The sequence below is a fragment of the Kitasatospora sp. NPDC059648 genome (assembly GCF_042734825.1).
GTDB lineage: Bacteria > Actinomycetota > Actinomycetes > Streptomycetales > Streptomycetaceae > Kitasatospora.
Window position 1 is genome coordinate 1 of sequence record NZ_JBHWDU010000135.1, and the last position, 13,271, is coordinate 13,271.

Genomic DNA, 13,271 nt, shown 5'->3' on the forward strand with positions numbered 1-13,271 from the left:
GACCGAGGCCGGGGATGTCAACATATCTGGCGTTGACTTTTGGCACGCTGTTGAGTTCTCAAGGAACGGACACTTCCTTCGGACCGCCTTCCAGCAGGCCCTCCGGGCGCTTCGTTCTTTCGTGTTTCCAGCTTATCAGACGTTTTCCGCTCCGTTTTCCGGGCCTTCGTCATCCAACTCGCCGGTGTCTTCCGGCGCTTGACGCACCGTCCGACGTTCCAAACTCTAGCCGACCACCGCTCCGAAAAGCGAATCCAGCGAGTCCGACCGCAATCCAGTAAACCGAGCACGCCGGACAAGCACCGGGCCGTGACGCGAAAAGCGAACGACCGGCGCGGACCGGAGTGGTGTTCCAAGGGATTGGCCGCCCCGGGACCGTCCGCGCAGAACTGCGTGTCCGGTGCTCCCTGCCGAGCGACTGGGAGACAGTACCCCTCCCCGGTGCTCGAAACAAATCCCGGGGGCATCCTGGGTGCCGCACGGCCGCACGACCAGGCCGCGGGTCCGCACACACCGCACTGGGCCGACCAGGGGAATCCGGGATCCGCCGCCGCCATATCGGCCCGTCAACCCGCATCACCGACGCCAGCTTTGTCGACGTTTGGTCAACTCTTCCCCCTCACAAGGGACTAGTCATGCCCAAAGCCCGTCGGCACGCTCTCGTCGCCGCCACCGCCCTGCTGGCACTGCTCGGCAGTGCCTCACCGGCCCCCGCCACCGCCGCCGTCCTGGCCCCGATCGCCGCGCACCACCACGGCGACGGGTTGCTGCACGGCACCAGCTCCAACTGGGGCGGCTACGTGGCCACCGGCGGCAAGTTCACCAGCGTCAGCGCCGACTGGATCCAGCCGGCCGTCACCTGCACCGACTCCGACACCCGGTCCGCGTTCTGGGTCGGCCTCGACGGCGACGGCAGCAACACCGTCGAGCAGATCGGTACCGAGGCGGACTGCTCCAGCGGTTCCCCGGTGTACTCAGCCTGGTACGAGATGTTCCCTTCCTACCCCACCGACCTGCGCGACCCCGTGGAGCCGGGCGACCACCTGACCGCGAGCGTCACCACCGACGGCTCCGGGACGTTCACGCTCGCCCTCACCGACAGCACCCGGGGGTGGTCCCGCAGCGTCCGCAAGACGCTGAAGAACGCCGCCCGGGCGTCCGCCGAGGTGATCGTCGAAGCCCCGTCCAGCCTCTTCGGCGTCCTCCCGCTGGCCGCCTTCCACACCGTCGGCTTCACCGACGCCACCGTCAACGGGCAGAGCCTCGGCGCCGCCAAGGCGTCGAGCATCGACATGGCCGAGGGCGGCGTCACCAAGGCCACCACCACCGCGCTCGCCGGTGGCACCGATTTCTCGGTGAACTGGCAGCACAACTGGCAGCACAACTGACAGCTCCCCCGGCGGCGGCGCCTGACGGCAGAGCCGTTAGGCGCCGCCGGTCAGTTGGCGGCCCCGTTCCAGGAAGCCCAGCAGGCCTGCCCCATCGCCGAGCCCACGGATCGGCCTCGCGGTACCAAAGGGCGCGTTCCAGAACTCGCCCCGAACGCGTAGTTCAACGACCTCGTCGGGCGAGATCGACCATCCGCCGAAGGCCATCGCCGAACCGTCCGCCGAACCCGGGCCACGGACCGTATGCTCACCGGATGGAGACCAACCCAGCGGTGCGACCGTGCGAAGTCCTCGTCTCCGGGGCGTACTTCGCGGATCTGGTGTTCCACGGTCTGGCCCGGCCCGTGCGGCCGGGCACGGAGGTCTTCGCCGACGGCTTCGGCCTGGTGCCGGGCGGCGCGTACACCCTGGCGATGGCGCTGAACCGGCTGGGGCGGCTGGTCCTGTGGAGCGCGGACTTCGGTACCGACCTGTTCAGCGCCCACGTGCTGGCCTGCGCCAGACAGGAAGGGCTGGCCGAGGGCGCCTTCCGCCACCACCCCTTCCCGGTCCGGAGCCTGACCGTCGCCCTCGCCTCCGCCGACGACCGGGCGATGGTCAGCTTCCAGGACCCGGTCGACGCCCAGCCGCTCGCGCCCCTGGTCGACCGGCTGCGCCCTCGTGTGCTGCTGCTGCCCCAACTCCGTTGCGACGACGCCACGGTGACGGGCCTGCGAGCGGCGCGGCGGCTCGGCGCGCTGGTGGTCATGGACTGCCACGACAACCCGGCGACGCTCGACGACCCGGCCGTGCGTGAGGCCCTCGCCATGGTCGACGTCTTCACGCCCAACGACGCGGAGGCCCTCCGCCTGACCGGTGCCGGCGACCTTGACGGCGCGATCGCCGCGCTCGCCACTCTGGTGCCCACCCTCGTGGTCACCCGCGGCGCACGGGGCGCGGTCGCGGTCCGGGACGGTGTGCGGCACGACGCCCCATCGGTCCGCCCTGCCGACGCCATCGACCCGACGGCGGCGGGCGACTGCTTCAACGCCGGTCTGGTGCACGGACTGCTCAACGGCTGGAGCCTGCCCGACTGCCTCGCCGCGGCGACGCTCTGCGGCGCTGCGGCGACCACCGGCCCGGGCTCCAGCGCGGCCCTGAACGCCGTGGAACTCGACCGCCGCCTCGGCCGCCGTCCGCACCCGCCATCCCGGGCAACTACCAACGTTTGGTGAACACTTCACCCCCGGACGTGATCGTGTTAGCGTCCCTCGGATGTCGAGGATTCTGGTCACCGATCTGGACGGCACACTGCTCGGCGGCACGCAGCACGATCGCACCCGATTACTGGACGCCCTGGCCCGTCACCCGGAGGTGACGACGGTCTTCGCCACCGGCCGGGGACCGTCCTCGATCCGTGAGGTCCTCGGCGATCCTCTCGTCCCACGGCCGCGGTGGATCATCGCCGACGTCGGCGCGACCGTCGTCGACGGCACCGACTTCTCCCCCGTCGACCCGGTGCAGGAACAGCTGCGGGCCGGCTGGCCGGGCCACGACCTGGTCCGCGCCGCACTGCACCGCTTCCCCGCGCTCGCCTACCAGCACGGCGTCGTCCAGCACGGCCGCTGCTCCTACCACCTGGCCCCGGACGGGCTGACCGACGAGCTCACCGCGGCAGTCGAAGCGCTCGGCTGCACCTGGGTGTACTCCGCCGACCGCTACTTCGACGTCCTTCCGCAGAACGCCTCCAAGGGCAACGCCCTCCGCGCCCTGGCCGCGAAGCTGGGCTGGCGGCCCGAGCACATACTGGTCGCCGGGGACTCGCTCAACGACCTCTCGCTGTTCCGCCTGGGCACCCACGCCGTGGTCGTCGCCGGGGCGGAACCCGCCCTGCTCGCCACCCTCGCCGAGGACCCCCTCGTCCACCGCGCCGACCGGGCCGGAGCGGGCGGCATCCACACGGCGCTCCGGAAACTCGGCTGGCTCTCCTCCGACCCCGACCCCGGCCCCGACCCCAACCCGGGTGCCCAGCACCCCGCCCCCGGCTCGCGGCACCGCATCCCCGCCCCCCGGCACCCCGCCCCCGGCTCGCGGCACGGCGCAGGCCGACACTCCCTCGTGGTCGCCTACCACCGCCCCCCGCTCCACTGGAACGGCGAGCGCTGGCAGCCGCCCCGCAGCCCAAACGGCATCCTGCCCACCCTGGGCAGCGCCTTCGCCGACGGCCTGCCGGGCATCTGGGTCGCCGCGCTGACCGGCCGCGACCGGCTCGCCCCGCACCCGCAGCCCACCGCCCTGCCGCTGTCCCCCGTGCCGCTGGACACCGCCGTCTGGGACGGCTACTTCCACCGCGCGTGCAAGGAGACGCTCTGGCCGGTGCTGATGTCCGAACCGGACCGGTCCGTCCATGACGAACGGGCCTGGGCCGACTACCGTGCGGTCAACGCACGCTTCGCCGGGCACATCAGCGGCCAGGCGGCGCCGGGCGCCACCGTCTGGCTCCACGACTACAACCTGTGGCTGGTCCCCGGCCTGCTGCGCCGCCTCCGCCCCGACCTCAGGACCGGCATCTTCCACCACACCCCCTTCCCGTCCCCCGAGGTCTTCGCCACCCTGCCCGTGGCCGACGAGCTGCGCCGCTCGCTGGGCTGCCTCGACTGGGCGGGCTTCCACACCGAGGACTTCGCCGAGCGCTTCCGCCGGACGCTCGCCGGGCGGTCCGACCCGCCGCAGACCGCCGTCCACCCGCTCGGGATCGACCGGCCGGCCGTCGAGGAGCTCGCCCGCCTCCGCGCGCCCCTCCTTCGTTCGCCCCACCGCCGCCCGGCCACCGGCCGGCTGGTGCTGTCCGTCGAACGCCTCGACTACGCCAAGGCCCCGATCCAGAAGGTCGACGCCATCGACCACCTGCTCGCCCTGCGGCCGGACCTGCGCGGCCGGCTCACCTTCCGGCTGGTCTGCCCGCCCCCGGAACCCGGCATCACCGCCTACGACACCACCCGCCACCACCTCGAGCATCGCGTCGCGGCCGTCAACGCCGCTTGGCGCAGCGGGAACTGGCAGCCCGTCGACTACCTCCCCCGCGGCCTGTCCGCCGCCGAGGTGGTCGACGAGTACCTGGCGGCCGACGTCCTCTGGGTGACCTCCCTCCAGGACGGGATGAACCTCACCGCCAAGGAGTTCACCGCCGCCCAGGCCGCCCTCCCCCACCCCCGCACCGGCCCGGGCCCGGGCGTCCTGGTGCTCTCCCGCCACGCCGGCGCCGCCACCGAGCTCGGTCCGGCCGCCCTGCTCACCGACCCCCGCTCCCGCGACGACCTCAGCACCGTCCTCGCCCGCGCCCTCGACCTCGGCCCCGCCGAACGGCGCGCCCGGATGGACCGGCTCTCCCGGCTCCTCGGCCACGAGCGCCCCGCCGACTGGGCCGCCCGGATCGTCCATGGCATCCGTACCTGCGCCCCCGGCACCGCCGCACCGACGGCCCGACTCCGTCGATCCGTGTGCGGTCCGCGGCCGGTCCGAGCGTTCTCATGAACTGCCTCTTGCCCGTGGAGGGTTGGTGAGGGAATCATGACAGCCCTCACACAACCGGGGAGTTGAGACGTCATGGGCGCCGTCATGGCCGGCACCGAAGCGGCACGGCAGGCGGCCTCGGCGAGTCGCCGTCAACTGGTGGTCCTGCTGACCGCCAAGACGATCTCGGACATCGGCTACGCGCTCGACTTCATCTGCCTGTCCGTCTTCGTCTGGGAGCACAGCCGGTCGACCCTGGAGACCGGACTGGTCAGCGTTGCGCTGTACGCCGGTGCGATCGTGGGCGGCCGGCTCGGGCACCGCTACGGGGACCGCTGGGACCGCCGTCGGGTGATGATCGGCGCCGACCTCGCCCGGGCGCTGATGCTGGGCCTGCTGGCGCTCCTGCCGACGGGCGTGCAGAACTGGTGGCTGTACCCGGCCGTCATGGTGATCGGCACCGGGCGCTCGGTGTTCGAGGCCACGCTGTCCGCCGCCACGCCCGTCATGGCCGGCTCGCGCACCCCGGCAGTGAACAGCGCGCTGGCCGGCCTCAAGGGGGTGGCCTTCATGGTCGGCATGGGCCTCGCCGCCGTCCTGGTCCCCCTGGCCGGGTACCGCTGGGTGTTCGGGCTGGACGCGTCCAGCTATGCGCTCTCCGCGGCGGTGCTGCTCGCACTGCGCCTGCGGATGCGGGAGCCGGACGGCCCGGCCGCCGCGGCCCGGGACCGCTCCGGCGCCTGGCCGCTTCTGGTGGCCGCCGGACTGGCCGGCCTGGTCGTGCTGCGCGGGCTGGACGCGTTCGGCAGTGCCTCCCAGCACGTCGGGCTGCCCCTGCTGGGCACCGAGCTGCGCCCGGCCGAGCCCGCCGTGGTCTCCGGTGCGGTGTGGGGCAGTTGGGCGGCCGGGCTGCTACTGGCCAGCTTCGTACTGCGTCCGCTGGCCAAGCGCCTCGTCGAACGCGCACCGGCCCCGGTGTACTGCGTCGCCACCATGGTGATGTCGCTGGGCTTCATCGGCGTGTTCTGGCTCGACGGCTGGTGGCCGCGGCTGCTGGCGGCCGCCGGGGCCGGACTGGGCGACGCGCTGAGCGAGATCACCTACAAGCAGTCCCTCCAGCAACTGCCCGACGGGCGGAGGGGAAGGGCCTTCGGGCTGTCCCAGATCACGGTCAACACGGGCTTCATGGCCGGCCTGCTGGTCACGAGCCTGGTGCTGCAGCCGTCCTGGGTGGCGCAGTGGGTGCTGCTGCTGCACGGCGTGCCGCTGCTGGTGGCCGGCTGGATGGCGGTCGGCGCGGCCCGGGCCTCCGGGACGGTCCGGGCGGCCTCATGAGCGGGACACGCGGACACGGCACCGCCGCCGGTGACGTCTACCTCGACTACGCCGGGCTGGGACGGCTCCGGCCCGCCGCCGTCGCCGCGATGCGCACCGCGGTGGACGAGGTGCTTCCGTACGGCAGCGCCAGGGTCGGCCCCCTCTTCGGCGCCCGGAACGCCGCCCGGCGGTCCGCCGCCCGGCTGCTCGGCTGCACGCCCGAGGAGGTGGCCTTCGTCCCGAACACCTCGGCCGCCATCCACCTGGTGGCCGACGGGCTGGACTGGCGCCCGGGCGACCAGGTCGTGCTGTTCGACCGGGACTTCCCGGCCAACGTACGGCCGTGGCTTCGCCTGCGCCGTCACGGGGTCGAGCCGGTCTGGGTGCCGATGCGCGACGGCGGCTACCGGATCGAGGACGTGGCGGCGGCCGTCGGGCCGGCCACCCGTCTGGTGGCGGTGAGCCACGTCAACTTCGCCACCGGCTTCCGCTGCGACCTCGACCGGATCTGCGAACTTGCCGCCGGAGTCGGGGCGTTGGTCTGCGTGGACGCCGTACAGAGCTTCGGCGCGCTGCCGCTGTCGGTGGCCGGGACCCCGGTGGACTTCCTGGCCGCGGGCGCGCACAAGTGGCTGTGCGGGCCACCGGGCACCGGGGTCTTCTACTGCCGGGCCGACCGCCTGGAACTGCTGCGCACCACGCCCACCGGCTGGTTCGGCTACCAGGGCGCCGCGGAGGTGTCCAAGGGGCCCGGACACCTGCGCTACGACCTGCCCGAGCGGGCCGCGGCCGCCCGGGTCGAGGGCGGGATGTACGACCTGGTCGGCATGGCCGGGCTCGCCGCCGCCCTGGCCGAGCTGGAGGAGACCGGCATCACCGCGGTCGCCGAGCGGGTGCGCACCCTGGCCGACCGGCTGCGCACCGGGATCGCCGGGCTCGGGTACCGGCCGGCGCTCCCCCCGGACGGCGCCGGCCGCTCGGGCGTGGTGAGTTTCTCCGGTGGCCGGACGGAGGCGGCGGAGATCGTCCGGCGATTGGCGTCGGCCGGAATACACGTTTCCGTTCCGGACGGCTGGGTCCGCGTCTCCCCGCATTTCTGGACAACCGACGAAGAAGTGGCGGCGATTCTCGCCGAGCTTGCCGTGCACAAGCCTTGACGGCACTGTTCCGGTTCGCCAAGAATAACGCTCAACCGCTTCGCCGGTCCGGATATCCGGGCCGGCCCGTGAAAAGAGAGGGGTTGCGAAATGGCTTACGAGACCTGGGAGTCCCTGGAGGACGAGGTCGAGATCACCACTGGTGCGGCGGACTGCTGGACCTGTCTGATCGACGACGCCGGCGTCTGATCCCGGCGCTCCACCAATACCCCGCGATGGAATTCCGGGTACGTCCGGAATTCCATCGCGGGGCATCTTGCCGATCCCCGGAGCCTGGATCCCGAAAAGTAGAGGAATTACCGCGTGAACCGGTGGGAATTCAGTCACGGAATCGTCGGGGTCAACGCGCCGAGTTGGCTCACCTTCGAGGTGCACCGCCCGTACTTCGACGGCGCCGGATCACCGGCCACGGTCATTCAGGCACGGTCTGCGGTCCTCGCCGCCCGGCGTTTCGAGAACCCTTCTCCGGGCGCGCTGCGGTTCGGCATGACGATGCCCGCGAGCTACCGCCGGCTGCTGGTGCAGGAGTCCCGGCTGACCGCCTACCGGGCGGCGGTCCCGACCGACCTGCCCGACGAGCTGGCATCACCCGCCTGGCGGAGGATGACCGAGGCGTACCGGCGGCACGCCGAGCTGGACCAGCTGGACCGGGCCGGCCTCGCGCACTGGCTGGTCGCGGTCTGCCTCCCCGCCGCGGTCCTCGAGGTCGTCCCGGAGGACCTCGATCCGACGGCCTGCCAGGACGAGGTGACGGCCGCCGTACAGGCCGCCCGCGCGGCTGCCCTGTTCGGCTCCGAGGGCCTCTCCGAGCGAGCCACGGCCGCCTACCGGGTGCTGGCCGACCACCCCGCGCCCACCGTCGCCCACGTCCAGGCGGTGGCCGGGTGGGGCTACCTGCTCGCCCGCCACGCCGGGGACGGCTCCGCCGCGCCCCTCTTCCTCGGCCGCGCCCGGGAGCTGCTCAAGGAGATCGCCGGCGAGCTCAGCCGCTTCACCCACACCGTCCTGACCGCCCGGCTGGCGCTGCGCGAGGTGATGTACGCCGAGCGGCAGCGGGACTTCGGCAGCGCGCGGGCGCTGCTGGCCGACGTCCGGGCGAGCGTCGCCGAGCTGACCGCCCCCGATCAGGACGACGAACTGGTCCTGCTGGAGACCCGTCGGCGGCTGCTCGACCGGCACCTGGAGATCGCGGTGCGGATCGGCGACACCGAGGCCGAACGCGCCGCCGTCGAGGAGGGCGTGGCCCTCGACCCGTCGGACGTGAAGATCCGGATGCAGGCGGCCCAGGCCCACGAGCGCGCGGGCGAGCACGAACAGGCGCTGGCCGGCTACCTGCACGCCGCCCGGCTCGGCCCCTTCGGCACCGGCTTCGCCCTGCTGCGGGCCGCCGACTGCGCCCGCGAGCTCGGGCACACCGAGTTCGCCCGGGTGCTCAACGAACGGGCCTTCCGCGCCGCACCGCGCGCCGGCGCCACGCGGGACGCGCTGCTCGACGCCTGCCGGCGGGACGGCGACCACCCCCTGGCCGAGCTGACGGAACGCGCCGCCACCCGGGACCGGGAACGGCCGTACGCCAACAACTGGCACTACCGGATGTACGCCTCCTACTTCAACCTGGGCGAGTCCGAATCCCCCGGCCTGTACGCCCGGCTCCCCAGCCTGGCCTACGAGTTCGCCGAGCGCGGGAACGGGCGGGCCGAGGTCAACTGGCAGCGCCTCATGCCGCCGGCCTTCCGGGGCAACCTGATCCGCGAGTCCGGGCTGACCGAGTTCGCGGTCGAACACCCCGCCGAGCTGCCCGAGCACCTGCGCACGCCGCGCTGGAACCGGCTGTGCGAATGGCTGGACGACTTCGAGGGCTGCGAGCCCGAGCGGCAGCAGCAGATCGCCATGGTGCTGTACCGGCTCGGTTTCACCAGACTGGTCCTGGAGCTGATCCCCGCCGTGCCGGTCGACCGGCTCCGGACCCCGGCCGAACTGCGGCTGCACCACTGGCGCGACCTGGTGCGCTACGTCGCCTCCGTCGGCAGCGGGGTGGTGGCCACGCCGGAGACCTCCTTCGCCATCGCGGAGCACCCGGCCTGCCCGACCCACCTCCGGTTCGTCATCGCCGTGGTGGCGGTGGTGTTCCACGCCCGCGAGACCCGCTCGCTGGAGGAGGCGACGCGCTGGCGGGAGATCGGCGCCCGGGCGATGGAGGAGTTGCTGGCGGACCCTGACCGCTCCGAGTTCGAGAAGACGATGGCGGAGAGCCGGTTCTACCGCAGCGTCAGCTTCGTGCCGTTCATGGCCCGGGACCGCGACCTGCTGGCCCGCGACATGGACCGCGCCGAGGAGCTCGCCCGGGCGGTGCCCGCCGAGGGGCCGTACCAGGAGTTCCTCAAGCGGGAGAACCTGCGGGCCTGCGTGGAGAGCCGCTCCAAGGAGTGCTACGCGTTCGGCGAGGACGAACGGGGCGACCTGCTGGTCGCGGAGGCGCTGGCCCTGGACCCGTACGAGCCCAAGACCCACATCGAGGTGGCCGAGGGCCTGCTGCGCCGCGACCGGCCCCGGGAGGCGGCCGACAGCTACCTGCGCACCGCCCGGCTCGGCCCGGTCTCCACCGCGTTCGGCTACGCGTCGGCGGCGGAGTGCTTCCGGCGGGCGGGCCAGCCGGTCCTCGCCGAGGACTGCTACCTCCAGGCCCTCCGGCTGGACCCGTACGCGATCTCCGCGGCCCGCGGCTGGGCGGCCGTCGGCCCGGCCAACGGCATGGAGGAGCTGGCCCGCACGTACCTGGCCGACCTGGAGGCCTGGGGAGCGGCCCGGCGCGCCGCCCGACGGGAGCGGCCGTGAGCGTCACCTGGGTGCTGCGCCCGGAGACGGGCACCGGGACGGGCTCCGAGGCGGGGGCAGGCGCCGAGGCCGTCGTGCGGCCGGTGTGGGCCGGCGAGCCGCCCGCCGACCTGCCCGCCGCGTACCTGGCCGGTACCGGGTTCGGCGGCGAGGTGGGCCAGGTGCTGCAGCTGCCCGGCACTCCGGTGACCGTACTGCTCGGCGTCGGGCCGCGGGCCCGGCTGGACCGGGACGCGATCCGGGCCGCGGCGGCCGGGCTGGCCCGCGCCGTCTCCGCCTACCGGCACCTGGCCGTCCACCCTCCGGGCCCGGACCTGCGGCCGCTGGTCGAGGGCTACCTGCTCGGCGGATACCGGTTCACCCGGTACCGGAGCGGAGCGGTCGCGCCGACCGACCAGCTCGTCGAGGTGCTCGCCCCGGAGACTCCGGACGCCGCCCGCGGCATGTTCGAGGGCCGTCGGCTGGCCGAAGCCGTCCTCCTGGCACGGGACCTGGTCAACGAACCCGGCGAGGCCCTGACCCCGCCCGCCTTCGCCGAACGCGCCGCCGGGATCGCCGCCGACACCGGGCTGGACTGCGAGGTCTGGGACGGCCCGCGGATCGCCGCCGAGCGGCTGGGCGGGCTGCTCGGGGTCAGCCGCGGCTCCCTGGTGCCGCCCAGGCTGGTCAAGCTGGGCTACCGGCCGAGCCGCTGGACCGAACGGATCGCCCTGGTCGGCAAGGGCGTCACCTTCGACGCCGGCGGCCTGTCCCTGAAGCCCAACGCGCACCTGGCCGGAATGAAGGCCGACATGGCCGGGGCCGCCGCCGTCCTCGGCGCGATGTCCGTCCTGGGCGCGCTGGACTGCCCCGTCGCGGTGGACGCCTGGCTGCCGCTCACCGAGAACATGCCCAACGCCGATCCGATCCGGGTCGGGGACGTCCTGGAGATGCGCAACGGCACCACCGTCGAGATCTGCCACGCGGACGCCGAAGGACGCCTGATCATGGCCGACGCGCTCGTCCTGGCCGCCGAGACCGGGCCACAGGCGATCATCGACATCGCCACCCTCACCGACGCCGCCGCGATCGCCCTGGGCCGCCGGGTCGCCGCGCTGATGAGCACCGACGACGCCCTGACCGACCGCCTGCGCGCAGCCGGCGCCCGCGCCGGCGAACCGCTCTGGCCACTACCGCTCCCCGAGGCGTACCGGCCCCAACTCCGCTCCCGGATCGCCGACCTGGTCAACTACACCCTCGGCACCCGGCACGGCACCGCCCTGCTGGCCGGCCACTTCCTGCGCGAGTTCGTCCCGCCCGACATCCCCTGGGCCCACCTCGACATCCAGGGCACCGCCCTATCCGACACCGACCACGCCGAATGGCCCGCCGGCGCCACCGGCTTCGGCGTCCGCACCCTCGCCGAGCTCCTCACCACCTCCCCCCATCCGCCCGCCTGACCCCCGGTGGGCGCGGCGGCGAGAAGTGGCGCGGATCACAGCGGGTCCCGGGCGGCGGACGAAATGCGGGGGCAGCCGAGATGGTTGGCACGGGCAACCGTTAACGTCCCGGCACATCCACCGCCATCCGCGAGGAATCCCCATGACCGTCACTGAGCCCTCCGCCTCCCGCGCGACCGAGATCCTGTCCCGGCCCGTCACGATCAACGGGCTGACCGTGCCCAACCGCATCGTGATGGCGCCGATGACGCGCAAGTTCTCCCCGGGCGGCGTGCCCGGCGAGGACGTGCGCTCGTACTACGCGCGGCGCGCTGCCGCGGGCGTCGGCCTGATCGTCACCGAGGGAACGTACGTCGGCCACGAGTCCGCCGGTCAGAGCGACGACGTCCCGCGCTTCCACGGCGAGGAGCAGCTGGCCGGGTGGGCCCGCGTCGCCGAGGACGTCCACGCGGCGGGCGGCACCATCGTGCCGCAGCTCTGGCACGTCGGAATGGTGCGCGACCAGAACGACCCGCCCTTCGCCGGCGCCCCGGCCGTCGGCCCGTCCGGCATCCGGCTGGACGGCACCGAGGGGTCGGGGCGGGCCATGACCCGGGCCGACCTGGACGCCGTCGTCCAGGCGTTCGCCGAGGCCGCCGCGGCCGCCGAGCGGATCGGTTTCGACGGCGTCGAACTGCACGGCGCCCACGGATACCTCCTCGACCAGTTCCTGTGGGCCGGCACCAACCGCCGCACCGACGCCTACGGCGGTGACCCGGTCGCCCGGACGAAGTTCACGGCCGAGCTCGTCGCCGCGGTGCGCGAGGCCGTCTCGCCCGCGTTCCCGGTCATCTTCCGCTACTCGCAGTGGAAGCTGGGGAACTACGACGCCCGCCTCGCCGCAACCCCCCAGGAGCTGGAGGCGATCCTCACCCCGCTCGCCGAGGCCGGCGTCGACGCCTTCCACGCCTCGACCCGCCGCTACTGGACGCCCGAGTTCGACGGTTCGGACCTCAACCTGGCCGGCTGGACCAGGAAGCTCACCGGCCGCCCCACCATCACCGTCGGCTCCGTCGGCCTCGACGGCGACTTCCTGACCGCCTTCGCCGGCCAGGACTCCCCGCTCCAGGGCATCGACAACCTCCTCGACCGCCTGGAGCGCGACGAGTTCGACCTCGTCGCCGTCGGCCGCGCCCTCCTCCAGGACCCGGAGTGGGCCGCCAAGGTGCTCGGCGGCCGCTTCGCCGACCTCCGCCCCTACGACGCGTCCGCGATCCGCAGCCTGAGCTGACCTCCCGGCCCCCGCCCCCTCACCGGAGGCCCGACCGGGAGGCCCCGGGGCGCTTCTGGCGGCCAGCCCGTGCCGCGTCAGCGGTCCGGCCCGAATGCCACTGGAGCGGCTGCGCCAGGGTCCGCCCGCTCGCGACGATCCTCGCGCGCGTCACCGGCGACGACCGCGACCGGCCGCATCCTGGCCGCCGAACGCATCACCGCCAGCCGCACCTAGCGCTCCTCCACCCCGCAACACCCGTACGGACATGAGACCGGAGTGGGGGGGGGGTACGCGCCACCTAACCCACCCCCCCCGGGCCCAGCGGGAAGCCCGTGCCGGGGGCCGCGGGGCGGGTGCGGTTGCCGGGTGGGGGAGCCCGCGGGGGGCACTT

Annotated in this window: 8 protein-coding genes; all 8 read left to right on the plus strand. The window is 73.6% G+C overall.

Annotation, left to right across the window (positions count from 1 at the left end; genetic code table 11):
- Positions 1-635 precede the first annotated feature (635 nt).
- The 8 genes from ACFV1W_RS38220 to ACFV1W_RS38255 all read left to right on the plus strand — a co-directional run bounded on the left by ACFV1W_RS38220 (position 636) and on the right by ACFV1W_RS38255 (position 12,898).
- Positions 636-1,388 carry a G1 family glutamic endopeptidase gene (locus ACFV1W_RS38220; protein ID WP_380421917.1) on the plus strand — a complete coding sequence of 251 codons (753 nt, stop codon included), beginning with the start codon at positions 636-638 and terminating at the stop codon, positions 1,386-1,388.
- Positions 1,389-1,642: 254 nt separating this feature from the next.
- Complete coding sequence (locus tag ACFV1W_RS38225; RefSeq protein WP_380421918.1) at positions 1,643-2,602, plus strand: carbohydrate kinase family protein; 960 nt, start codon at positions 1,643-1,645, stop codon at positions 2,600-2,602.
- A gap of 40 nt (positions 2,603-2,642) precedes the next feature.
- Positions 2,643-4,901, plus strand: coding sequence for an HAD-IIB family hydrolase (locus ACFV1W_RS38230; protein ID WP_380421920.1), 2,259 nt, complete (start codon positions 2,643-2,645; stop codon positions 4,899-4,901).
- 72 nt (positions 4,902-4,973) lie between these two features.
- Entirely contained in the window at positions 4,974-6,215 is a 1,242-nt protein-coding gene (locus ACFV1W_RS38235; RefSeq protein WP_380421921.1) for an MFS transporter, read from the plus strand.
- Entirely contained in the window at positions 6,212-7,354 is a 1,143-nt protein-coding gene (locus ACFV1W_RS38240; protein WP_380421923.1) for an aminotransferase class V-fold PLP-dependent enzyme, read from the plus strand. Before ACFV1W_RS38235 ends, ACFV1W_RS38240 begins: the two co-directional genes overlap by 4 nt.
- 303 nt (positions 7,355-7,657) lie before the next feature.
- On the plus strand, positions 7,658-10,189 hold the full coding sequence (locus ACFV1W_RS38245; RefSeq protein ID WP_380421924.1) for a hypothetical protein: 2,532 nt from the start codon (positions 7,658-7,660) through the stop codon (positions 10,187-10,189).
- Positions 10,186-11,628 carry a leucyl aminopeptidase gene (locus ACFV1W_RS38250; protein ID WP_380421926.1) on the plus strand — a complete coding sequence of 481 codons (1,443 nt, stop codon included), beginning with the start codon at positions 10,186-10,188 and terminating at the stop codon, positions 11,626-11,628. Before ACFV1W_RS38245 ends, ACFV1W_RS38250 begins: the two co-directional genes overlap by 4 nt.
- Before the next feature lie 142 nt (positions 11,629-11,770).
- Complete coding sequence (locus ACFV1W_RS38255) at positions 11,771-12,898, plus strand: NADH:flavin oxidoreductase (protein ID WP_380421928.1); 1,128 nt, start codon at positions 11,771-11,773, stop codon at positions 12,896-12,898.
- The last annotated feature ends 373 nt before the right edge of the window (positions 12,899-13,271 follow it).